The 25,242-nt window shown below is 46.5% G+C and carries 11 protein-coding genes and 1 pseudogene; 7 read left to right on the top strand and 5 right to left on the bottom strand.

Annotated features, from left to right (window positions below):
• Nucleotides 1–24: 24 nt before the first annotated feature.
• Nucleotides 25–207 (bottom strand): annotated as a pseudogene (locus AB4161_RS00715) (hypothetical protein); the annotation flags it as partial.
• Between the two features lie 163 nt (nucleotides 208–370).
• On the opposite strand from AB4161_RS00715, the gene AB4161_RS00720 reads away from it, so the two are divergent.
• The 3 genes from AB4161_RS00720 (at nucleotide 371) to AB4161_RS00730 (ending at nucleotide 3,822) form a co-directional block, all read left to right on the top strand.
• Entirely contained in the window at nucleotides 371–2,191 is a 1,821-nt protein-coding gene (locus tag AB4161_RS00720) for an ATP-binding protein (protein ID WP_017060622.1), read from the top strand.
• A gap of 29 nt (nucleotides 2,192–2,220) precedes the next feature.
• Nucleotides 2,221–3,570 (top strand): sigma-54 dependent transcriptional regulator, encoded by a 1,350-nt coding sequence (locus AB4161_RS00725; protein WP_102320185.1) that lies wholly within the window; start codon nucleotides 2,221–2,223, stop codon nucleotides 3,568–3,570.
• Nucleotides 3,571–3,648: 78 nt separating this feature from the next.
• On the top strand, nucleotides 3,649–3,822 hold the full coding sequence (locus AB4161_RS00730; protein ID WP_017060624.1) for a hypothetical protein: 174 nt from the start codon (nucleotides 3,649–3,651) through the stop codon (nucleotides 3,820–3,822).
• 54 nt (nucleotides 3,823–3,876) lie between these two features.
• Here AB4161_RS00730 and AB4161_RS00735 read toward each other — a convergent pair whose 3' ends face one another.
• The 3 genes from AB4161_RS00735 to AB4161_RS00745 form a co-directional block, all read right to left on the bottom strand.
• Nucleotides 3,877–5,238 (bottom strand): TRAP transporter large permease, encoded by a 1,362-nt coding sequence (locus AB4161_RS00735; RefSeq protein ID WP_004736074.1) that lies wholly within the window; start codon nucleotides 5,236–5,238, stop codon nucleotides 3,877–3,879.
• A gap of 2 nt (nucleotides 5,239–5,240) precedes the next feature.
• Nucleotides 5,241–5,996: a TRAP transporter small permease gene (locus AB4161_RS00740; RefSeq protein ID WP_054548189.1), complete on the bottom strand. Its 756-nt coding sequence runs from the start codon at nucleotides 5,994–5,996 to the stop codon at nucleotides 5,241–5,243.
• A gap of 65 nt (nucleotides 5,997–6,061) precedes the next feature.
• Complete coding sequence (locus AB4161_RS00745) at nucleotides 6,062–7,057, bottom strand: TRAP transporter substrate-binding protein (RefSeq protein WP_004736072.1); 996 nt, start codon at nucleotides 7,055–7,057, stop codon at nucleotides 6,062–6,064.
• 346 nt (nucleotides 7,058–7,403) lie between these two features.
• On the opposite strand from AB4161_RS00745, the gene AB4161_RS00750 reads away from it, so the two are divergent.
• Nucleotides 7,404–7,811, top strand: coding sequence for a thioesterase family protein (locus AB4161_RS00750; RefSeq protein WP_004736070.1), 408 nt, complete (start codon nucleotides 7,404–7,406; stop codon nucleotides 7,809–7,811).
• Nucleotides 7,812–7,886: 75 nt separating this feature from the next.
• Here the strand turns inward: AB4161_RS00750 and AB4161_RS00755 are convergent, their stop codons facing one another.
• Nucleotides 7,887–8,699, bottom strand: a complete 813-nt coding sequence (locus AB4161_RS00755) for a 4'-phosphopantetheinyl transferase superfamily protein (RefSeq protein WP_017060627.1) — start codon at nucleotides 8,697–8,699, stop codon at nucleotides 7,887–7,889.
• A 721-nt stretch (nucleotides 8,700–9,420) separates the two neighbouring features.
• On the opposite strand from AB4161_RS00755, the gene AB4161_RS00760 reads away from it, so the two are divergent.
• From AB4161_RS00760 to AB4161_RS00770, 3 genes are read left to right on the top strand one after another with little or no spacing between them, the layout of a single operon-like run.
• Nucleotides 9,421–17,262, top strand: a complete 7,842-nt coding sequence (locus AB4161_RS00760; RefSeq protein ID WP_372082545.1) for a phosphopantetheine-binding protein — start codon at nucleotides 9,421–9,423, stop codon at nucleotides 17,260–17,262.
• The gene (locus AB4161_RS00765) at nucleotides 17,262–19,325 is read left to right on the top strand and encodes a PfaB family protein (protein ID WP_372082547.1); all 2,064 of its coding nucleotides are present in this window, start codon (nucleotides 17,262–17,264) and stop codon (nucleotides 19,323–19,325) included. The genes AB4161_RS00760 and AB4161_RS00765 overlap by 1 nt, the downstream gene beginning before the upstream one ends.
• Nucleotides 19,322–25,231: a beta-ketoacyl synthase N-terminal-like domain-containing protein gene (locus AB4161_RS00770; RefSeq protein ID WP_372082549.1), complete on the top strand. Its 5,910-nt coding sequence runs from the start codon at nucleotides 19,322–19,324 to the stop codon at nucleotides 25,229–25,231. Before AB4161_RS00765 ends, AB4161_RS00770 begins: the two co-directional genes overlap by 4 nt.
• Nucleotides 25,232–25,242: the final 11 nt, after the last annotated feature.

Below are 25,242 nucleotides of genomic sequence, written 5' to 3' on the forward strand. Positions count from 1 at the left end.
AGACGCGACATTCTAGCGATCTGTTTAATCTCTGTCGAGCCGTTCACCTCTGCATGATGATGAATGCTCTAAATTCGTCCAACTAAGTGATACAAAAACGATCAAATCATCACTTAGCACAACAGAAATGGGGACAATAGCGACTTTTTCAAGGGAATCGAGGGCTTTTTTTGCTAAAAACCTTAAAAAGAGATCTTGCTCTTGTTTTACCCCTCAGAGTCGATAACTTTTTCAACAATCCCCGTTACAAACCCTTAACCTACATCCATCTGTTCACTCTCTGCTTTCAGCAAAAACTACCGCTATTTGCTACCATAAACGAGAGAAGACAGGCTTGATTGTTTACCAAAGAAATCAGCGGAGAGCCTTCATGTTTCAAGCTTTTAAAATCCCAATACTGTTAATGGTCACATACAGTTTACTGATGGTGTTTGGCGGTCATTGGGTGTGGAGCACGAGCCATGAAAGTTTGTTAAATGATCATCAATCTAAGCTGGACCGCTTTTCTGTTCATATTTCAAGCCAATTGGATAAGTTCGCGCACATTCCCGAGCTGCTTTCAAAAGACAAAGAGCTGGTCGATGCCCTGCACTCTCCAAGTAACTCTGCGCAAATCGAACTCACTAATCGTTATCTAGAGCACGTAAACTCGGTGATTCAAGCATCCGACACCTACCTACTAGACAGTATCGGCACCACCATTGCAGCCAGTAACTGGAATCAACCGCGTTCTTTTATTCGTCGTAACTTTGCTTTCCGCCCCTACTTTCAAGAAGCGATTATTGGCAATGAAAATCAATATTTTGCGCTAGGTTCAACCTCTGGAAAGCGAGGCTATTATTATTCTTACCCCGTCTCCTATGCCGCCGAGATTATTGGCGTCATTGTCGTAAAGATGGATTTATCGCTGATTGAAGCAAGTTGGAAAGGCAAACAGAGTTTTTTTGTTGCTGACGATAAAGATCAAATTGTATTTATGTCGAGTAACCCTGAGTGGCTGTTCAAAAGCCTTCAGCCGCTAAGCGAAGTACAACACACTCGAATTCAAGAAAGCAGGCAGTATCTCGATACAAAAATAGAAAGCCTGCACTTCTCCGGCGATTTAGACAGTGCCACCAGTCGTATTGAGTCGCCACACAAACTCGTCCAAGAGCAGTTCTTTAGTTCTTCGCGTTTCCTAGCCGAACCAAGACTCACCATACGGGTATTTTCTCCAACCCACTTAGTTTGGTGGGACTTGGTTGCTTACCTTGTGGTTTTGAGCCTAATCTTTGCGATTATTTATCTAACAATGCAGCTCAACCACCATAGACAACAAAGACGAGCACAGATAGACAGGCTGCAATCCGAAGCCAAGCAAAAACTCGAATTTCAAGTGCTTGAACGTACATCGGAGTTACATGTTGAGATCAAACACCGTATCGAAACCGAGCATGTTCTGAGGCAAACCCAAGACGAGCTCATCCAAGCCGCCAAACTAGCAGTGCTAGGGCAGATGTCAGCGAGCATCAGTCACGAACTGAATAACCCGCTTGCCGCGATTCGCAGTTATGCCGACAACGGCCGATTGTTTCTTGCCAAAGAAAAAACCGATCGTGTCGATGACAATCTATCGCGAATCTCGGCACTCACTGATCGTATGGCGAAAATCAGCCACCAGCTTCGCTCGTTCGCCAAAAAATCTACTGCGGAAGAGCTACACACCTTACAAATACTCCCAGTTTTACATTCATCGAAAGAGCTGATGAAGCCACAACTCAAGAGCGAGCGAGTTAAGGTCAACGAACTCCCTGAGACCTTTGATGCTTGCGTGCTCGCCAACGCCATTCAACTGGAACAGGTGATCATTAACCTGCTGACCAACGCGATTCAGGCGGTGGAACAACAAGATGACAAACAATTAGCTATTCTGTTAGAGATTAGAGAGTCCGACCATCAGCAAGCCAATACCTTGCTAATTCATGTCGATGATAACGGCCCCGGCTTCACCTCCCCTTCTAGCGGAAACTTTTTTGAACCCTTCCATACCACCAAGAAAAACGGACTTGGACTTGGGCTATCGATTTCTCAACAAATAATCAACGGAATAAATGGCAAGCTCGTTACCGGTAGTAGCCCTCAAGGCGGTGCTCGAATCAGCATAGAGTTGCCCCTTGTTGGACATGAACAGCAAACAAAAACTCAGCAATAACCAGAATACAAAGAAGTAAAGGAATCACTATGTGTCACGTCTATTTCATTGATGATGAATCCGATCTAAGAATGGCGATTGAACAGAGCTTCGAGCTCGCCGACATTGATGCCGAATTCTTTCCCGATGCGGAGTCTGCTCTGCTCGCGATTCAAGAAAACGGCTTACCTCACGTGATCATCACTGATATCTGTCTACCAGGTCTATCCGGGCATGATCTGCTCAACACCGTGATGCACAAAGACAAAGAGATCCCCGTGATCATGATTACTGGTCACGGCGATATTTCAATGGCCGTTCAAGCCATCCAATACGGCGCCTATGACTTCATTGAAAAACCTTTCGCTAATGAACGCCTAATCGAAACCACTAAGCGAGCGATAGAAAAACGTCAGCTCACACTAGAGAACCTTGAGTTAAAACGTTCACTCAAAGCCAGCCAAGCACTTGGTCCAAGGATCATTGGTGACACGCAATCCATGACGGAGCTGCGGTCTATCATCACTCACGTTGCCGATACCAATGCCGACATATTGCTATTTGGCGAAACAGGCACTGGCAAAGAATTAGTTGCACGCTCTCTGCATGAACAAAGCAGCAGGCGAGAACAAAACTTCGTCGCAGTCAACTGCGGCGCAGTACCTGAAAATCTGATTGAGAGTGAACTGTATGGCCATGAGAAAGGGGCATTCACTGGCGCAGAAAGCAAACGTGTCGGTAAATTTGAATTTGCTCAGGGCGGAACTCTATTCTTAGATGAAATTGAGTCCATGCCAATGCAGGCACAAATTCGCCTGTTGCGCGTCTTGCAAGAACGCGTCATCGAAAGAGTTGGGTCTAATGGTTTAGTCCCTCTAGACATTCGAGTGATTGCGGCAACTAAAGTCGACCTAAAGAAAGCCGCTGAAGAAGGCACTTTCCGCCAAGACCTCTATTATCGACTCAATGTTGTGACCTTAGATTTACCGCCGTTAAGAAGCCGACAAGAAGATATCCCAGCACTCTTCCACCACTTCCTACTGGTCGCTGCGGCGCGTTATGGCAAAACAGCCCCGGCAATTCCACAGAAAGAACTGCACGAGCTTTTAGCCCACGATTGGCCGGGAAATGTACGAGAATTGCGTAACACTGCGGAGCGTTTCGTACTTTTAGGCAAGCTATCTCACTTATCAGACAGCACTTCGGAGTCGACCCAACATTTGTCGTTAGCAGAACTGGTTTGTGATTTTGAGAAAAACACGTTAAAGCAAGCGCTTATTGAGTGTAATGGCAGCATCAAAGAGACGATGGATAGACTACAACTTCCCCGAAAAACACTCTACGATAAGATGCAAAAACACCAGCTAGTGAAAGAGTCATACAGACAAAACGAAAACTAAATTAGATTTGGGAGCAAGATCACCTATACTTATTTTGATAACAGGATGTTATGCAATCAAAGTAATAAGGAAATAACTATGGGTGAGAAAACAAAAGTGCCATCGATTACCGATACTTTCGAGATAGATGGTATTTTTTATGCTGACAATCATGTCGATCTACACACGCCAGAATTAGAGGCAAAACGCGCTTTGTATGAGCAGATAAAGCCTCATTCAAATCGTGGCAGAAATATAGATGAGGAGGTCTAGCGACCTCCTCATTTTTTATGGATTAAATTCCATGTCAGTGAATGACTCAAATAGCTACTTGGTTATGATCTCTGGTCCCATCAAGGTGGTTGGTAACCATGTTGATACCCAAGGTACGTAAGTGACGATAATCAGGAATAAGAACATCACCCCAACCCACGGCAATGCGGCTTTTACCACGTTCATCATCGACATCTTCGCGACCCCGGCGGTCACAAACAAATTGAGCCCAACAGGCGGCGTTATCATCCCTATCTCCATGTTCACCACCATCATGATACCTAGGTGAATTGGGTCGATACCGAGCGCAATTGCAATTGGGAATACCAAAGGAGCAACGATGATCAGCAAGCCTGATGGCTCCATGAACTGCCCACCAATCAAGAGTAAAACGTTTACTACAATCAAAAAGGTGATCGGACCCAAGCCCGCAGATAGCATAGACTCAGTGATCATTTGAGGAATGCGTTCTTCGGTCAGTACATGCTTAAGAATCAGAGCATTGGCAATGATAAACAGCAGCATGATCGTCAGCTTGCCTGCATCGTAAAGTGTGTCTTTGGTGTCTTTATGGAAAAACGTTTGGAACACCTTAACCAAAGCAGGCTTTGTATTCTTCTTGTCAGCGAAAGGCCCCATATCTTTATAGATAAAGTTGGCAATAAAGAACGCGTATACCGCTGCAACAGCCGCCGCTTCCGTCGGCGTAAAGATACCGCCGTAGATACCACCCAAAATGATGACAATCAGTAGCAGACCCCAACTTGCGTCTTTTGCTGCTGCGAACATCTCACCCCAGCCCACAAACGGCTGTGCAGGAATCTTCTTAATACGTGCTGCAATGTAGATAGCAATCATCAACATCACACCCGCCAACAGACCAGGAATAACGCCACCGAGGAACATACGACCTACCGATACATCGGTCGCCGCAGCGTAAACAACCATAACAATTGACGGTGGAATCAAGATACCCAAAGTACCCGCATTACAGATAACCCCTGCCGCGAATTCTTTTGTGTAACCGTTTTTGATCATACCAGCGATAACAATACTACCGATTGCTACTACCGTTGCTGGAGACGATCCAGATAACGCTGCGAACATCATACATGCCACAACCGACGCCATCGCTAAACCGCCGCGGAACCAGCCGACCATTGCGATAGCAAAACGGATAATACGTTTCGCCACACCGCCAGTGGACATGAAGCTAGAGGCCAAGATAAAGAAAGGGATCGCTAAGAGTGTGTAGTGGCCTGCAAATGCATTAAACAGCGTTTGTGCAACCGAAGCTAGTGACGCATCAGAGTGCATCAACAAGAATATGACGCTTGATAAACCAAGGGAAATCGCAATTGGTACACCGACCAACATGAAAGCAATTACCATTAAAAATAGAAATAACATTGCCATGATTAGTCTTCCTTACCGTTAGATTTTGTACCCGACTCGTTCGCCTTGTTTTGCTTAGTCGAATCCAATACCGCTGTCGCGTCTTCATCAGAACCCGCTAACACATCAGCTTTCAATGCATCCAGCTCTTCTTCGGCTTCATGGCCTGCAATCATGCGGTCAAGCTTGCCCGTCGCCACTTGATAAGCGATTTGGATGAATCGGAACGTCAGCATTGCCATACCAATCGGCAGCGCCATATAAGGAATAAAACGTGGCAGTTTCTCGTATCGCTCGCCTTCATTCAGCCAGTCGGCAAGAAACTGAAGCATCTCGGGCATTGGAATATCATCGGTCTCGTACCAAGCGCGCTCAGTCGCGAACGGGTACCAGTAATTCCAAGAACCGATAAGAAGTAAGATTGAGAATGCTAGGCAGCTTGTCACGGCGATTAACGCATACACTTTACGCAGCTTTTCTGGGGCAAGGTTAATGATCACATCAACGCCAATGTGGAAGTGTTTTTTAACGCCATAAGATGCGCCCACTAACACCATCCAAGCGAACATGAACACAGTCAGTTCTAGTGCCCACAAGATATTGCCATTGAATGCGTATCTGAATACCACATTAGCAAAAGTAAGTAGCGTCATTGCGCCAAGGAAAAATGCGATTAATGACTCTTCAATCACATCCGTAACTCTTCCGACTTTGGAAAAAAGAGAGGTTTCCAGTGCTGATTCGCTAGAATTTGGTTGTTCCATTTGAGGATTATCCATAATTGACTCCGCTTATAGTTATTTTAATAAGGAGTGGCGAAATGCACGCCACTCCCTTAGCGGTGTTATTGGTTTGAAGCTAACGCTGCATCGATAAGGTCTGAACCGATGTCTTTTTCAAACTTCTTCCATACTGGTTGAAGTGCAGCTACCCATGCTTCACGCTGTTCAGGCGTAAGTGTACGAACCTCACCACCGGCTTCGATGATGTTATTTTTGTTCGCTAGGTTAACTTTTGAAGATTCTGCATTACGTGTTTCAGAGACTTCTTGAACGATAGTGCCAAGCTGTGTACGTACATCTTCAGGTAGGTCTTTCCAGAAGTCGTTTGACGTTACCACTAGGTAATCCAAGATACCGTGATTGGTTTCAGTTACGCCGTCTTGTACTTCAAAGAACTTCTTACCGTAGATGTTTGACCATGTGTTCTCTTGACCATCGATAACCTTAGTTTGCAGGCCACCATAAACTTCTTTGAAAGACATCTTCTGTGGGTTAGCGCCTAGTTGTTCAAACTGAGCCACCAATACGTCTGATGCTTGAACACGGAATTTCAAGCCTTCCGCGTCTTCAGGATTGATAAGAGGTTTGTTTGCTGACATCTGTTTCATGCCATTGTGCCAAAACGCTAGACCTTGAAGGCCACGACGCTTCATCGCATTCTTCAGTTTTTCGCCAGATTCTGAGTTTTGGAAACGGTCAACGGCTTCTACGTCTTCAAATAGGAAAGGAAGGTCAAAAATGCGGTATTTCTTAGTGAACTTCTCAAATTTAGACAACGATGGCGCCGCCATTTGAACATCACCATTTAACAGGGCTTCCAGTACCTTATTATCATCGTAAAGTGTTGAGTTAGGGAAAACTTGCATACAAGCTTTGCCATTCATTTCCGTGTTTACTCGCTCTTCCAGTAAAGAAGCGGCAATGCCTTTCGGGTGCTTATCCGTATTGGTTACATGACTGAATTTAATCACGATTTCACCTGGATCACAGTTTGCAGCAGCATTAAAACTTGTGAGCGCCAGAGCAGAGACAGACAGCAGGGTAAGAGGCTTAAACATTATTATTCTCCTTAGTAAACAAAACAGCCCTTCAATGGGAACTGCGTGCTTTCACTAAGGCAATTAGCGCGCCACATTGACACAAATCATTAACAACCCTTTAACCATAAGGCTTCATGATATCTGCCTGCTGCAATCACCAACTCGCTGCAAAAATCAATGGGTGGGAAATGACACATAGAATATTTGTAAATGGGTGGAAGCTGACCAATGTAATAGTAATGAATGAGGTCTGACCAAAAGCCACATTGCCGATGATACCTTGAAGTAATTTCGACCTATCCTGTAGAGTGCTGCACAACTTAGTCAGATTTACAGCCCCACTACTTACCAAGAGTTGATACTAATGAGTCAGATCTACCATCACCCAGTACAAATTTACTATGAAGATACCGATCACTCAGGTGTGGTTTATCACCCTAACTTTCTAAAATACTTTGAGCGTGCGCGCGAACATGTCTTGGGTAGCGATAAACTGGCGGAATTGTGGAACGAGCACGGACTAGGTTTTGCGGTCTATAAAGCCAACATGACTTTTCAAGATGGTGTTGAATTCGCTGAGATCTGCGACATCCGAACCTCTTTTGAACTCGATGGCAAATACAAAACGCTATGGCGACAAGAAGTGTGGCGTAAAGATGCAACCAAACCCGCTGTGATTGGTGATATCGAAATGGTCTGTTTAGATAAAGACAAACAACTTCAGCCTGTACCCGCAGAAGTATTAAAAGCGATGCTTGGCGAAACGAGTTAGCCAATATTACGAATGGCTGAGAGCGAGCCGTGTTCAAGATTAGAAGCTAAAGGTTCTAGTGTAACGAACGTAAACTCAGCCAAGTAGCTTCGATTTGGGGAAGCACTTAATCTCTAATTGCATAGGAAGCGTTGCACCACCAAGCGTCACGGCAAATCGAAACTGGTTATCCAGCCTTCCTAAACTGCATTGCCAATCTGTTGAAGTATTGTCATTTTCAGCAGCATCCAACCCTACACCGTTATGGACAATGATTCCTCCATGTAACTCTGGTCGTAAACCCGACGAATGAACTGGCAGCGTTTGTTGAGTTAGATTGGAAAAATCGAACGAAAAACTTTTCAATGATGTGGCCAACCCCTTACCTGTCGCTTTGATGTACGACTCTTTCAGTGCCCACAAATCAAAAAAACGTTCTCTTTGAGATACCTCATCCAGCTCGAGTAAATCGTTAATCTCAAATTCCGAAAAGTAATGCTTCATGATCGCCGCGATGTTGGTCGAGCTTCTTGCATGTTCTATATCCACCCCAAGCTGTAGTGGTTGCCCTTTCGTTCGGCAGACAGCAATCAGTAAATGATCTTGACTGTGGCTAATATTGAAATTCAGTCCGGTTTTGTGTTGCTGCTCTGCAATCAAGCTTGGTTTGCCTTTTTCACCATACTCAAATCGCCACTCTTCAGCCGTCAAATCAGAGTAGATCGACAGAACCTCTCGTAAGTAGTTACGAACATAGAGCGCTTGGATCTGAGATGAAGGCATTCGATAACGCTCAACCTTAGCGACTTCATCGTCGGTCAGTTTCTGTTTAAGGCACGACACATGATCAGTACCTTCATCCAAATTGCTTAGAGAACAAAGCCACAAATCAACGACTGGTGTTTCCATCTTTTGAGCACTCACTTCTTAAAAATCACTATTCATAAAGCCATCAATAAAACATCAAAACGAACAAATTTAACTCACCTATGTTTTGAGAGAAACATAGAGAATTTGGGCAGGAAACACCCTTCATATGCGGACTTAAAACTAATTTTTCAAATAATAACAAATTAAAACACAGATCACACTTAGCCTTACGGAACAGTCATCCATTAAATGTTACTTACAAAAACATGACATAGATCTCACCAAGTCAAAAAATAGAGCATAAACACTAAAAAACTACTCATATCCATTAATTATCAATAAGTTAATTGCATTAAAAATACAAAAAACAAAAGTTCAGTAAAATCATCTGGTCTGAACAGATCATAGTGGCCTCTGGGAGCATTGTATCGGCCACTCACCTCGGGTAGCCTGCTCAACCATTAAACAAATTCACACGTTTTTATTGCGGATACCTGCTTTGCATAAAGCAGTACTTTGGACAGGATTTAAATGGACATTAACCTCACATTCGAATACCCCCTTCACGCATGAAACACGTTCTCAACGTCTGCAAGTCAATGAACTTCGCACCCCCTATTTCAGTCAGGTGGCCAACTTTCGGCAGCCTTACTCTTCAGCTGCGTTTGCCCAAATCTGTTTCAGATTTATTTTCGATTCAATTAAAAGCGCAGCCTCAAAACACGACATCGCCCTCAGTGATTTCAAGTGGAGACTCATAATGAGCCAACCCGAAAAAAATACACCGGAATCAGTCGACGACACTCGACTTAATAAACGTCTTAAAGACATGCCTATTGCTATCGTTGGTATGGCAAGCATGTTTGCGAACTCTCGCTACCTAAACAAATTCTGGGATTTGATCAGCGAAAAGATCGATGCAATTACCGAAGTGCCTGATACACACTGGCGCCCAGAAGATTACTACGATTCAGATCGTACTACGCCAGACAAATCTTACTGTAAGCGCGGTGGCTTCATCCCAGAAGTTGACTTCAACCCTATGGAATTCGGCCTTCCGCCAAATATCCTAGAACTGACTGATACGTCACAGCTGCTATCTCTGATCGTGGCAAAAGAAGTACTTGAAGATGCGAAACTTCCTGAAGGTTACGATCGCGATAAGATCGGTATTACACTCGGTGTAGGCGGTGGTCAGAAGATCGCTCAAAGCTTGAATGCTCGTCTTCAATACCCTGTTTTGAAAAAAGTCTTCAAGAGCAGTGGCATCAACGACGAAGACAGCGAAATGCTGATCAAAAAATTCCAAGACCAATACATCCACTGGGAAGAGAACTCATTCCCTGGTTCATTAGGTAACGTAATTTCAGGTCGTATTGCTAACCGCTTTGACCTTGGTGGCATCAACTGTGTAGTAGATGCTGCGTGTGCAGGTTCTCTAGCCGCAATGCGCATGGCACTGAGCGAGCTGGTTGAAGGCCGCAGTGAAATGATGATCACTGGTGGTGTGTGTACTGATAACTCACCAACCATGTACATGAGCTTCTCTAAAACCCCAGCATTCACTACAAACGAAACCATTCAACCTTTCGACATCGATTCAAAAGGTATGATGATTGGTGAAGGCATCGGCATGGTTGCTCTTAAGCGCCTTGAAGATGCTGAACGTGACGGCGACAGAATCTACTCAGTGATTAAAGGTGTCGGTTCTTCTTCGGATGGTAAGTTCAAGAGTATTTACGCGCCTCGCCCTGAAGGACAAGCAAAAGCACTCAAACGTGCTTATGATGATGCAGGTTTCGCACCGCACACGCTTGGCCTACTAGAAGCGCACGGCACAGGTACTGCAGCAGGCGATGTTGCTGAATTTGGTGGCTTAAACTCGGTATTCAGTGAGAACAATGAAGAGAAGCAACACATTGCGTTAGGCTCTGTGAAATCTCAAATTGGTCACACTAAATCAACCGCGGGTACTGCAGGTTTAATCAAAGCTGCCTTAGCACTGCACCACAAAGTACTGCCGCCAACGATTAACGTATCGGCTCCGAATCCTAAACTGGATATCGGAAACTCGCCGTTCTACCTAAACACACAAACGCGCCCTTGGATGAAACGTGTCGACGGCACACCACGCCGTGCAGGTATCAGCTCATTCGGTTTTGGTGGCACTAACTTCCACGTGGTATTGGAAGAGTACACACCAGAGCACGCTCGCGGTGACAAATACCGTCAGCGCCAAGTGCCGCAAACGCTGTTATTCAGCGCAGAATCTCGTCAAGCACTGATCAATGAGCTCAAGCAGGTTTCAACTCAAGCTGCAGACGCTGCGTTCAAACTGGAAGCGCTTGCTGAACAACACGCTCTACGCGAAGTTGATGCTAAGCATGCTCGTATTGGTTTAGTTGTCACTGACCAAGCAGACCTTCAAGCGCAACTGACTCAAGCGGTTTCTATGCTTGAGAGCCAAACCAAAACACATTGGCAGATGCCAAACGGTACTAGCTACCGTGAATCAGCACTGATTGCTGAAAACGGTGCTGGTAAAGTGGCTGCATTATTTGCAGGTCAAGGTTCGCAATACCTAAATATGGGTCGCGAGCTTACGTGTCACTACCCTGAGATGCGTCAACAGCTTGCTCAAGCGGATCAAGTATTTGGTCAGCACAAGAAAACGGCTCTGTCGCAAATTCTGTTCCCAATTCCAACCTTCACACCAGAAGCAACCAAAGCTCAAGAAGCGTTGCTAACCAACACGGCCAACGCGCAAAGTGCGATTGGTACTGTGTCTATGGGTCAGTTCGACATCATGACTCAAGCTGGATTCAAAGCAGATATGGTCGCAGGCCACAGCTTTGGTGAACTAAGTGCACTATGTGCATCGGGTGTTATCTCGCAAGACGATTACTACCAGCTAGCTTTCGCTCGTGGCGATGCAATGGCGGCGACACCTGAACAAGGCGACAGCGGTACTATGTTTGCGGTCATCCTAGACGCAGACAAGCTTCCAGCCGTTGAAAGCTGCATCAGCCAATTTGAAGGCGTGAGCATTGCTAACTACAACGCCCCGACTCAACTGGTTATTGCAGGTCCAACAGCAACCGTTCAACAAGCAGCACAAGCGCTAACAGAACAAGGCTTCAAAGCGATTGCTCTGCCTGTTTCTGGCGCTTTCCACACTCCACTTGTTGCTCACGCTCAAAAACCATTTGCTGCTGCAATTGATAAAGCTTCATTCAGCGCTCCAACGCTGCCGCTTTACTCAAACGCAACGGGCAAACTGCACAGCAAAGACGCTAAAGCGATTAAGAAAGCATTCAAACAGCACATGCTGCAATCGGTTCGTTTCAGTGAGCAAATTGAAGCGATGTATGAAGCGGGTGCGCGTGTATTCGTTGAGTTCGGTCCGAAGAACATCCTTCAAAAGCTGGTTGAGAAGACATTGGCTGATAAGAACGAAGAGCTTTACGCAATCAGTATCAACCCAAGCCCTAAAGGCGACAGTGACCAACAGCTTCGTTTAGCTGCGGTTCAACTGTGCGTGGCAGGTGTTTCATTAGACAACATTGACCCTTACCAAGCTGACATTGCTGAACCTGCGAAGGCATCACCAATGAACATCAAGCTGAATGCAACCAACTACATCAGCCCTGCTACTCGTAAGAAAATGGATCAATCATTGGCTTCGGGCAACGTCACCGAAAAGACTGAGATTGTTGAAGTGAAAGTTGAAGTCGAAAAAATCGTGGAAAAAGAAGTGATTAAAACAGAAATCGTTGAAGTACCTGTGGCTGCTCCTCAAGCTTCAAATGTACAACCGTCAGTTGCTCCAGCACCAAGTGTGCAAGTAGCAACAGCAGCTCAGCAGCCTCAAATGGCGCAACCTGCACCAACGACTATTCAGCCAGCAGCTCAAGTAACAGTTGATGAGTCTTCACTGCAATCGTTCTTCAATGCTCAACAACAAGCAGCAGAAGTACATCAGCAATTCTTGGCGATTCCTCAGCAATACGGTGACACGTTCAACACCCTAATGTCTGAGCAAGCGAAAATGGCAACAGCAGGCGTAGCAATTCCAGAGAACCTGCAACGTTCTATGGAAATGTTCCACCAGCACCAAGCTGAAACGCTAAAAGCTCACGCTCATTACCTAGAGATGCAAGCACACAGCAACAACTCAGCACTTAATATGCTGACGCAAGGTTCAGTACAAACGGCACAACCAACCTTCGTTGCTTCTGTAAATGCTCAGCCTGCGATTCAAGCGACTCCAACAACTATCGTTCAACAGCCTGTAGCTCAAGTACAATCGACTTCTGTACAAGCAGCACCTGTTCAAAATGCGGTAGCTCAGAAAGCTCCAGTACATAAAGCAGCTCCTGCACCGCAAGTAGCGGCTCAAGCGGCAGCGCCTGTTGCAGCCCAACCTGTACCAGTTAAAGCACAACCAGCTCCTGTAGCTGCACCAGTAGCAGTACAATCAGCCGATGCTGAAAAAGTGATGCTAGAAGTGGTCGCTGAGAAAACGGGTTACCCAACGGAAATGCTTGATCTAGAAATGGACATGGAAGCAGACCTTGGTATCGACTCAATCAAACGCGTAGAGATTCTTGGTACCGTTCAAGACGAAATGCCAAACCTACCTGAGCTGAACCCTGAAGATTTAGCTGAGTGTCGTACTCTTGGCGAAATCGTTACTTACATGAACAGCAAGATGCCAGCATCAGCGCCTGTGGCAGCACAACCAAGCGCAACCGCTCCTGTTCAAGCAGCTAACGGTCTTGATGCGAAAGTCGTTCAACAAACCATGCTAGAAGTGGTTGCTGAGAAGACCGGTTACCCAACGGAAATGCTTGATCTAGAAATGGATATGGAAGCAGACCTTGGTATCGATTCAATCAAGCGTGTTGAGATTCTTGGTACGGTTCAAGATGAACTGCCTACTCTTCCAGAGCTAAACCCTGAAGACTTAGCTGAGTGTCGTACTCTTGGCGAAATTGTTGCTTACATGAATACTAAAAGCATGAACAGCAAGCTTCCAGCTTCTGCTCCAGTCTCTTCACAAGCACCAATAGTTGCTCCGGTGACATCTAACAACGGACTAGATCCGGCTGTCGTTCAGAAAACCATGTTAGAAGTAGTTGCAGAGAAGACGGGCTACCCGACTGAAATGCTAGACCTAGCAATGGACATGGAAGCTGACCTTGGTATCGACTCAATCAAGCGTGTTGAAATCCTAGGTACAGTTCAAGACGAGCTACCGACTCTTCCAGAGCTAAACCCTGAAGACCTCGCTGAGTGTCGTACTCTGGGTGAAATTGTTGACTACATGAACAGTAAGCTTCCAGCTTCTGCTCCAGTAGTGGCTCAAGTATCTGCACCAGTACAAGCAGTATCAAACGGTTTAAACGCAGAACAAGTTCAAAGCACAATGCTGAGCGTAGTAGCGGATAAAACGGGCTACCCAACAGAAATGCTAGACCTAGCAATGGACATGGAAGCAGACCTTGGTATCGACTCAATCAAACGTGTTGAGATCCTTGGTACGGTTCAAGACCAGCTACCAACACTGCCAGAGCTGAACCCTGAAGATCTAGCTGAGTGTCGTACTCTTGGCGAAATCGTTGACTACATGAACAGCAAGTTAGCTCCTATTTCAGAAGCTGCGACAGTAGATCCAGAAGCAGCTACGGCCGCAGTAGAAAACACGAGCAACGACCTAAACCCTGCTCATGTTCAATCAACAATGATGGAAGTGGTTGCCGATAAAACTGGCTACCCAGCAGAAATGCTCGACCTAGCGATGGACATGGAAGCAGACCTTGGTATCGACTCAATCAAACGTGTTGAGATTCTAGGTACAGTTCAAGACCAGCTACCAACGCTGCCAGAACTAAACCCTGAAGACCTAGCTGAGTGTCGTACGCTTGGTGAAATCGTTACCTACATGCAAAGCAAGCTATCCGCTGCTCCCGTAGCGACTCCAAAAGCTGAATCAGTAACGCCTATCGCAGAAACAGCGACAGCGGAACTTCCTCCACACAATGAGGTAGCGCTAAAAAAGCTAACAGCGGCAGATAAACTCGTCGATTGTTTCTCAAAAGACGCTTGTGTTGTGATCACAGATGATGGTCACAACGCCGGTGTTCTAGCAGAAAAGTTGACCGCTAACGGCATTCAAGTTGCTGTAGTGCGTAGTGCTCTTTCTGCCGCGTCACCTTTAAACAGTGAAATCGCAAGCTACACACTCAACAGTGTCGATGATGCTGGTGTGACTGCGGTTATTAACGACATCGAAGCAGACCTTAAAACGTCGAACAAAGTGATTGCTGGCTTCATTCATTTACAAGCTATCGTTGATACGAAACAAAGCAACGAGCAAGCGGTTAACTTGAATGCAGACTCAAGAGCTTCACTGACAACAGCGTTCTTATTCGCCAAGCACCTAAATGGTCAGCTGAATGCCGTTTCTGGTCGTAGCGTGTTCTTCACACTGAGCCGAATCGATGGTGGCTTTGGTTACCTAGATACTAAGCAATTAGCGAATGCAGAACTTAACCAAGCGGCTCTATCTGGTCTAACTAAGACACTGAGCCATGAATGGTCAAACGTATTCTGCCGTGCATTGGATGCTGACGCTTCTATTGATGCTCGTCACCTAGCTGAAGCTATCACAGGTGAACTGTTCGATATCGATACCAACACGGTTGAAATCGGCCTTAGCCATACGGAAAACGGTGAATCTGGTCGTGCAACACTGATTGCGACAACACCAGGCGCTGCACAAACTAAAAACACAGGCGCTCAACTCACCAAGAGCGACAAAGTTCTCGTAACTGGTGGCGCTAAAGGCGTGACGTTTGAATGTGCACTGACGCTTGCTAAGCAATGTAAATCTCATTTCGTTCTTGCAGGTCGTAGTAAGCATATTACTTCAGTTGAGCTACCTCAGTGGGCACAAGGTAAGCAAGAGAAAGAGCTAAAACCAGCGGCTATCGCTCACCTACAAGCAACAGGTGACAAACCAACGCCGAAGAAAGTAGATGCCTTGCTAAAACCTGTATTGAGCAGCCTTGAAATCAACGCAGCACTTGCCGCTTTCAATGAGATCGGCGCGAGCGCTGAATACCTAAGCCTAGATGTATCGAACCATGAGTCAGTAGCAAAAACACTGGCAAACTTCGAAGGCATCACAGGTCTTATCCACGGTGCAGGTGTACTGGCTGACAAGCATATTCAAGACAAAACGCTTGATGAACTGAACATGGTTTACGGCACCAAAGTGGGCGGACTAGAAGCGGTTCTTGGTGGTCTTGATAGCAGCAAGCTAAAACTGATTGCGATGTTCTCTTCGGCGGCGGGTTTCTACGGAAACACAGGCCAAAGCGATTACTCAATGTCCAACGAGATCCTGAACAAAGCGGCTCTACAGCTGTCTGCTCGTAACCCTCAAGCGAAAGTGATGAGCTTCAACTGGGGACCGTGGGACGGTGGCATGGTCAACGCAGCACTGAAACGTATGTTTACAGAGCGCGGTGTGTACGTAATTCCTCTTCAGGCGGGTGCAGAGCTATTTAGTTCTCAACTACTGAACGAAACTGGCATTCAACTGCTGGTTGGTACGAGCATGCAAGGTTCTGACAACAAGGAAGCTGCTGTAAAAAAGCTTAATGCGGAGTCTGTGCACCTTGCAGAGAGTCCGCTGAATACAAGCATTACTGTGACACGTCATCTTGATCCAAAGGCATTGCCTTTCATTCAAGATCACTGCATTGCCGGTAACCCAGTGTTACCGACAGTGTGTGCCATCCAATGGATGCGTGAAGTCGCAGAGCAACTGTTAGGGGTGAACGTTAGCGTTCACAACTACAAACTGCTTAAGGGTGTGATTTTTGATACTGATGAAGTGAAAGAGCTGAAACTGGTTCTTTCCTCTGATGCTAAATCAAAAGATCAGCTAAAAGCAGTAATCAGCTGCCAAGGACGACCACAGTATCAAGCTCAGTTGCAAGTTGCCTCTGTGCAAGTGTCTGAAGATGTTCAACAAGCGTCAGAAAAGCGTTTTGAAGCCAGCACTTCAACACCTGTAACAACGGCACAAGCTCTATACAGTGACGGCACTCTGTTTCATGGACCAAGACTGCAAGGTATTACCTCAGTCGAACGCTTTGACGACTTAGGCTTATTGGCTCAATGCCAGTTGCCTCAGATTGACAACAGCGACTGCGGATCATTTATTCCGAAGCAAGGTTTTGGTGATAGCCAGCCATTTGCTGAAGATTATCTGTTGCAAGCCATGTTGGTATGGGCTCGATTGAAATACGGTGCGGCAAGCCTACCATCTGCAATTGGTGAGTTTATTTGTTACGCACCTATGCACAATGGTGACCAAGGTTGGCTAGAACTGAGCGTGATAAAAAGCACGACTCGTTCACTGCAAGCTGATATCTCGCTTTACCACCAAGATGGTCGTTTAAGCGCAGTAATGAAAGGTGCCAAAGTCACCATCAGCAAGAGCTTAAATGACGCATTTTTGCCAAAATCTAGCTCAGCAGTGCCGAAGAAAGAAGCGACTAAGAACCCAGAAAAGGAGCAATTGTCATAGTGACTGTTCCTACTAATAAAGCGATGCCATTGCGCATCGCTCTTTTAGCTCAGCCAGCAAACGCGGCTGAGCTTTCTGCCGACTTATTTCCCTCGTTCCCAGAGATGATAACTGTTGTGGTTGATGGCAATTTTAATCAAGCACTTGCTCACGCCATCGAGACAGTCAATCAAGGTAATGTCGTTAAGCTCTGTTTGGATCATCACTCACCATCATTGTTGATGTTAAGTGCGCTGAATGCTGCTCAGAATAAGATTCACCCACACGCGAATTTGGCGAGCTTTGTAGATACAGCTACCGGAAATAGCATTCAGCTAGCTCTGGATATTGCACGCCGCCCCGCTTCAGATTTAAGTCATCAACAGCAACACTCTGACTTATCGGCTTCGCAGCAGTTTGATGAATTGTTGAATATAGTTAATGCGATATCGAGCCGTTCATTACCGAGCCATTCATTACCGAGCCATTCATTACCTAACCATTACTGGTTCACTGAGCCAAACAAAGCACGTGTTGCTGCGTTAACTTTCAGTGACGATAGCCCAAAAGCCACCAGCCTGATATTGACTCAAGCGACCGGTTTGCACGAGCCAAAGCCATTGCTATCCAGCAAGAGTTTGATGTTTGTGGTTTCTGGCTGCGAGCAAACTGAATTGGTTTCTCAGTTGGCCTCACTAAGAGCTGAGCTTAAATGCGTTAGTGATTCGGCAGACAGAGAACTTGCTATCGCCAGCTTGATGTATTCAAACCTAAGTCATTTCCAAAGCGCTCAACACAATGCTGACTGTGGTGCGAATATCGTGATTCAGGCGGCTTCAATCGATGCTGCACTGCAAGAGATCACAGCGCTAGAAAATGCGTTGCCAAAAATAATGGCTGACAATAGCCAATACAAGACTCCAGCAGGCAGTTGTTTCTCACCAAAGCCTCAAAGCAAAGGTGGCGTTGCATTTGTTTACCCTGGTGTTGGCACGGTTTATCCCGGTATGTTGCGTGAATTTCACCACCATTTCCCACAGTTATTTGCTCGTTTAGAACGTGAAGGTAACCTGAAAGAGATGCTGCAGGCTGACAAAACCTATGCTGAAGACGCGCAAGAAATGTCGCTCAGTGAATTGGCAATTGCCGGTGTGGGCAGTAGTTATCTGTTAACACAACTGCTATGTGATGAGTTCAAAGTGCAGCCAGATTTCGCTTTGGGTTACTCCAAGGGTGAAGCTTCAATGTGGGCCAGCTTAAATGTTTGGAAGAACCCACATGCGCTGATTGAGATGACTCAAACTAGCCCTATCTTCACCACGGCTATTTCTGGTGAACTCACAGCAGTGCGTCAAGATTGGCAGCTGAACGGCGACGAAAGCATCCAATGGAATAGCTTTGTGGTTCGCAGTGATGCACAAGCGATTGAAGCTATGCTACCAGAGTTTCCACGTGCTTATCTCGCTATCATCCAAGGTGACACTTGCGTACTGGCAGGTTGTGAAAGCACCTGTCGTGCACTACTCAAGAAACTGGGTAAACGTGGCATTGCCGCGAATCGTGTTACCGCAATGCACACCACACCAGCATTGAGCCAACATAGCCAAGTGCGTAAGTTTTACACGCAACCACTGTTCGACGAATTGCCAAAGCATATCCGCTTTATCAGCGCAGCAGGTCTAACGACGGGCGCACCAATCAATATCGACAGCGACAGCATCGCCCTTTCAATTGCCGATACTTTCTGTTCGACGCTGGATTTCACCGCGTTGATCCAGAGTGTGCGTCAGCAAGGTGCTCGTCTGTTTGTCGAAGTAGGTGCCGATCGTCAAACCAGCACATTGATCGACAAGATCAATCGTAGCGACAACGTAGCCGACCAGTACTGCACAATCGCTTCCAATGCCAAGGGTGGTGACGATATTGTCACGCTCATCAAGTGTATTGGCCAGCTCATTACTCATCAAATTCCACTGTCTGTCGAGCCACTTATTCAAGGGCTAGAACAACAGATCACCGCCGCTAAGCAATTACGTGGTGTGCCTCAAGGCAGCGCAGTGAATCATCAAGGAGAGCTAGTATGAGTTCTCAATATCAGGCTCAAGCCAAGAATAAGCAGCAAGTGAAGTGCAATAAGATCGCGATTGTCGGTATTGCTAACCAATACCCAGAAGCGGATACGCCAAAAGACTTTTGGCAAAACTTGCTGAATAAAAAAGATTCTCGCACCACATTAAGCGCTGAAAAGTTAGGTGCTAAACCTGAAAGCTATCAGGGCGTTCAAGGTGAATCAGACCGCTTTTACTGTGACAAAGGCGGCTACATCGAAAACTTCAATTTCGATAGCAATGGCTACCGCTTAACAGCAGAATCGTTCAACGGTGTTGACCAGAGTTTCCTATGGGCTTTGGATACCAGTCGCAAGGCGTTAGTCGACGCAGGCATTGATTTAAATGCCGATGTTTTAGAGCGCACAGGCGTGATCATGGGTGCCCTTTCGTTCCCAACCACACGCTCAAACGACCTATTTCTGCCGATGTATCACTCAGTGGTCGAGAAAGCACTTAAAGATAAATTGGCTAATGATCAGTTTTCACTGCTACCAACCAATGAAACGGCTCAAGACCTCAACCCGATCAATGGTGCTGCGGCACATAACGCCTCTAAATTAGTGGCTGATGCATTGGGTCTTGGCAACGTGCAACTTAGCCTAGATGCGGCATGCGCAAGCTCAGTGTATTCATTGAAGCTAGCGTGTGATTACTTGAACACGGGCAAAGCCGACATGATGTTGGCAGGCGCGGTATCCGGTGCTGACCCATTCTTTATCAACATGGGTTTTTCCATCTTCCACGCTTACCCTGACCACGGTGTGTCGGTTCCGTTTGATAGCAACAGTAAAGGTTTGTTTGCTGGCGAAGGTGCTGGTGTTTTAGTCCTAAAACGCTTAGCTGATGCAGAGCGTGATGGCGACAATATCTACGCAGTCGTCAGCGGTATTGGCTTGTCGAACGATGGCCGTGGCCAGTTCGTATTAAGCCCAAACAGCAAAGGACAAATACAAGCCTTTGAACGCGCTTACGAGGCATCAAACCTAACACCAGACAGCATCGAAGTGATTGAGTGTCACGCAACCGGCACGCCATTAGGTGACAAGGTTGAGTTAACCTCAATGGAGCGTTTCTTTGCTGACAGATTGAATGGTTCTAACCCGCCATTGATTGGCTCTGCGAAGTCAAACCTCGGTCACTTACTGACTGCGGCAGGTATGCCAGGGATCATGAAGATGATCTTTGCGATGAAAGAAGGTGTACTTCCGCCAAGTATTAATTTGGACAAGCCACTATCATCGCCTGAAGGTTTATTTGGATCACAGACTCTGCCAACGCAGGTTCAACCTTGGCCAAGTAAAGCGGGCAACCAAGAGCGCTGTGCGGGTGTTTCTGTATTTGGTTTCGGTGGTTGTAATGCTCACTTACTGCTTGAAGCGTATTCAGACACCAGTCATGTAAACCAGACTCAAGAATCGGTTTCTCCAAGCCTACAGCCGTCTAATTTAAGCATTACTGGTCTCGCATCTCACTTCGGTTCTCTGCAAAGTATCAATGCGCTGAGCACTGCGATTGAAACCAACAACGATGCTTTCATTGCTTTGCCTAAGAAACGCTGGAAAGGCTTAGACCAACATCCAGAACTGCTGAATCAGTTTGGTTTACACGGTATTCCAAATGGCGCGTACATCGATCAATTCGATCTCGATTTCCTTCGCTTCAAAGTGCCGCCAAATGAAGATGACCGTTTGATCTCTCAGCAGTTGCTACTGATGAAAGTTGCGGACGAAGCCATCAAAGATGCCAAGCTTGTTGCAGGCCAAAAGGTTGCGGTTTTAGTCGCGATGGAAACTGAGCTTGAGATGCACCAATTCCGTGGACGCGTAAACCTGCATAGCCAATTGGCTGACAGCTTTACCAACATGGGTATCGAACTAACTCAAGACGAATACCAAGCGCTAGAAACCATCGCGATGGACAGTGTGATGGACGCAGCAAAGCTGAACCAATACACCAGTTTCATTGGTAACATCATGGCTTCGCGTATCTCTTCATTGTGGGACTTTAACGGCCCTGCCTTTACGATTTCAGCCGCTGAACAGTCGGTTGCTCGTTGTATCGATGTTGCACAAAACTTGATGTCGCAAGAATCCATGGACGCAGTCGTGATTGCAGCCGTTGACCTTAGTGGCAGTGCAGAGAATGTGATTCTGAAGAACAGCGTCAGCCCAGTGTCGCTTGCTCCAAAATTCGGACAACCGCAAGACGGCAGTTGGAATGTAGGTGAAGGCGCAGGTGCGATTGTTCTTGTGGAAGAAAACCGAGTAGCGAGCAACCAAGACACGGCTTACGGCAGTATCAACGCGTTGGCCTTTGGTTCAAGCGAGCGCAGCAACGCCGTTTCTGATGAGTTACTGACTCAAATCGGTATGAGCTCGAACGATGTTTCTCTGCTTGAGCTTAACCATGCACCAGAATCTTCATCTCATCAGTTTTCATCATATCAGTCTTCATCTCTCAGTTTAGGGGACACAAGGACGACTCAAGCAAGTCAACGTGTTGGTCATTGCTCTGCAGCTTCTGGTATGGCAAGCCTGCAACACGGTCTGCTCAACCTGAACCTTGCACCTCTGAATCCAAATATCGGTTCTAAGAGCGCGATTGTTGCCAACATCAGCGAAGGACAATGTTCACAGCTGCTACTAAGCCAATCGGGTGTTGAATCTCAATCACTATCGGTTCGTTTAAGTAATGAATTAGCGAGTGATGCTAAGCGCCAATTAGTTAAGCAAGTGACTCTAGGTGGTCGCGATATCTATCAACATATTGCCCAGACTCCAGTGACTAACTTGGCTGCGATTCAGCAGAAAGCTTCTGGTAAACAAGCAGCAAGAGTGGCGTCGGTTCCAACGACAGCAAGCATTCAAGCAGCCCTTGCGCAAAAAGAGTTAGAGAAGAAAGCACTAGTGCAGAACGCGATAGAGCCAGTCATCGAAACTCCTACATCAGTATCCCCTACTCTGGCGCCAACTCGCCACAGTCAGCTAACAGGTAACCACAGCAATATGACTCATGTCCTATCCGCTAAAAATGGCGTATCAAATATCGACGCTAATACGGATGCAGCATCACAGCCGTCTGTAACACCACACAACCAAGCTTTTGCTCAAAATCAGCAAGCAGCTCAACAGGTACACAAAGCATTCCTGCACACTCGAGCCCAAGGCATGCAGATGGCTGATGCGCTATTAAAAGCACAGTTAAACGCAATTACGTCTGGTTTAGATAGCTCAGCCGAAACATCAACTCAGCCTGTGCAAGCTCAACCAGCTCAGGTTCAGTCAGCGCCAGTAAACGCACTTGCGACACCAGCACCAGTAAAACCTATCCGTAAACCATGTATCTGGGATTACGATGATCTGGTTGAATACGCTGAAGGCGACATCGCCAATGTATTTGGCCCTGACTACGCGATCATCGATAGCTACTCGCGCCGCGTTCGCCTACCAACCACAGACTACCTATTGGTATCTCGTGTAACCAAGCTCAACGCGACAGTGAACGAATACAAGCCAAGCACCATGACCACAGAGTACGACATCCCAGTTGATGCGCCGTATCTTGTTGATGGTCAAATCCCTTGGGCTGTAGCGGTAGAATCTGGTCAGTGTGACCTAATGCTGATCAGCTACTTAGGCATTGATTTCGAAAACAAAGGCGAGCGTGTTTATCGCCTGCTTGATTGTACACTGACCTTCCTTGGCGACTTGCCTCGTGGTGGCGATACGCTGCGTTACGACATCTCAATCAACAGCTTTGCTCGCAATGGCGACACGCTACTGTTCTTCTTCTCGTACGAATGTTTCGTTGGCGACAAGATGATCCTGAAAATGGATAACGGCTGTGCGGGCTTCTTCACTGATGAAGAGCTAGCCGATGGCAAGGGCGTGATTCACACTGAAGATGAAATCAAGGCTCGTAAACTTGCCACTAAGCAACGTTTCGACCCTATGTTGCACTGCCCTAAAACCCAGTTTAACCACCAAGAACTGCGCCACCTACTGACTGCAAACATTGCAGAGTGTTTTGGCCCGACTCACCAATCTGATCGCCACCAGCCTTCTTTGTGCTTCAGCGCAGAGAAGTTCATGATGATCGAAAAGGTTAGCCGTGTTGAACCGCAAGGTGGCACATGGGGACTTGGTCTGATTGAAGGTCACAAACAGCTAGAGCCTGAGCACTGGTACTTCCCTTGTCACTTCAAAGATGACTCAGTAATGGCTGGCTCTTTGATGGCAGAAGGTTGTGGTCAACTGCTGCAATTCTTCATGATGCACCTTGGCATGCACACGCTTGTTCAAAATGGTCGTTTCCAACCGCTTGAAAATGCCCCTCAACAAGTACGCTGTCGTGGTCAAGTTCTACCACAATCGGCAGAACTGACTTACCGCATGGAAGTGACCGAGATTGGTCTAAGCCCTCGCCCATACGCGAAAGCTAACATCGATATTTTACTGAATGGCAAAGTGATTGTTGATTTCCAAAACTTGGGTGTGATGATCAAAGAAGATGACGAATGTACTCGTTACCTGCCTTCTTTAGAAACAGCTGTCGCGACCCCTGTTATCGAAAACTTGGGCCATACACCCGCCATTAATCAGCAGGCTTCAGCAAATGCGCCGTTGATGGCGCAAATTGAAGACCTAGAAACAGCGCCAAATAAAGGCGTGATTCCTCTTCAACATGTTGAAGCTCCGGTAACGCCTGATTACCCGAACCGCACACCCGATACGGTTCCATTCACGCCATACCACATGTTCGAATTCGCGACTGGCGACATCGAAAAATGTTTCGGCCCTGATTTCTCTATCTACCGTGGGATGATTCCACCACGTACTCCGTGTGGCGACTTGCAGTTAACCACTCGTGTCGTTGAGATCGACGGTAAGCGTGGCGACTTCAAGAAACCTTCATCGTGTATCGCTGAATACGAAGTGCCAGAAAATGCATGGTACTTTGATGAAAACAGCCACCATACCTTGATGCCTTACTCGGTGTTGATGGAGATTTCACTGCAGCCAAACGGCTTCATCTCTGGCTACATGGGCACCACACTAGGCTTCCCAGGTGAAGAACTGTTTTTCCGTAACCTAGACGGCAGCGGCAAAATGCTGCGTAACGTCGACTTGCGTGGCAAAACGATCACCAACGATTCTCGCCTGCTTTCAACCGTAATGATGGGTACAAACATCGTACAGAGCTTTAGCTTCGAACTGAGCACTGACGGCGTGCCATTCTACGAAGGTACAGCGGTATTTGGTTACTTCAAAGGCGCAGCACTGAAAGACCAACTGGGTTTGGACAACGGTAAGGTGACTCATCCTTGGCACGTTGATAACAACCGCACGCCGGATGTAAACATCAACCTGCTAGACAAAACGACGCGTTACTTCAATGCACCTGTCTCGTCTACTGGTGAAGTACAAGAGCACTACAAATTGGCCGGCGGTCGTTTGAACTTTATCGATACCGTGCAGATCACTAGCGATGGTGGTAAAGACGGTCTTGGTTACCTATACGCTGAGCGTACGATTGACCCAAGTGATTGGTTCTTCCAATTCCACTTCCATCAAGATCCTGTAATGCCAGGTTCTCTAGGTGTCGAAGCGATCATCGAGCTGATGCAAACCTATGCGCTAAACAAAGATCTTGGCGCTGACTTCCGCAATCCAAAGTTCGGTCAAATCCAATCTGAAGTGAAATGGAAATACCGTGGTCAGATTAACCCTCTGAACAAACAGATGTCTCTCGATGTACATATCACAGCGGTTAAAGACGAAGACGGCAAACGCACCATCGTTGGTGACGCAAACCTGAGCAAAGATGGTCTGCGTATTTACGAAGTGAAAGACATCGCGATTTGTATCGAAGAAGCATAAGCCTGACACGG

It is taken from the genome of Vibrio sp. 10N.286.51.E5 (genome assembly GCF_041469125.1).
In the GTDB taxonomy this organism is placed as follows: Bacteria; Pseudomonadota; Gammaproteobacteria; order Enterobacterales; family Vibrionaceae; genus Vibrio; species Vibrio crassostreae_C.

Bases quoted from the DNA above. Each gene is read 5' to 3' on its own strand.
- AB4161_RS00730 (WP_017060624.1), top strand. From the start codon at position 3,649: ATGGGTGAGAAAACAAAAGTGCCATCGATTACCGATACTTTCGAGATA.
- AB4161_RS00760 (WP_372082545.1), top strand. From the start codon at position 9,421: ATGAGCCAACCCGAAAAAAATACACCGGAATCAGTCGACGACACTCGA.
- AB4161_RS00750 (WP_004736070.1), top strand. From the start codon at position 7,404: ATGAGTCAGATCTACCATCACCCAGTACAAATTTACTATGAAGATACC.
- AB4161_RS00720 (WP_017060622.1), top strand. From the start codon at position 371: ATGTTTCAAGCTTTTAAAATCCCAATACTGTTAATGGTCACATACAGT.
- AB4161_RS00740 (WP_054548189.1), bottom strand. From the start codon at position 5,996: ATGGATAATCCTCAAATGGAACAACCAAATTCTAGCGAATCAGCACTG.
- AB4161_RS00735 (WP_004736074.1), bottom strand. From the start codon at position 5,238: ATGGCAATGTTATTTCTATTTTTAATGGTAATTGCTTTCATGTTGGTC.
- AB4161_RS00745 (WP_004736072.1), bottom strand. From the start codon at position 7,057: ATGTTTAAGCCTCTTACCCTGCTGTCTGTCTCTGCTCTGGCGCTCACA.
- AB4161_RS00725 (WP_102320185.1), top strand. From the start codon at position 2,221: ATGTGTCACGTCTATTTCATTGATGATGAATCCGATCTAAGAATGGCG.
- AB4161_RS00755 (WP_017060627.1), bottom strand. From the start codon at position 8,699: ATGGAAACACCAGTCGTTGATTTGTGGCTTTGTTCTCTAAGCAATTTG.
- AB4161_RS00770 (WP_372082549.1), top strand. From the start codon at position 19,322: ATGAGTTCTCAATATCAGGCTCAAGCCAAGAATAAGCAGCAAGTGAAG.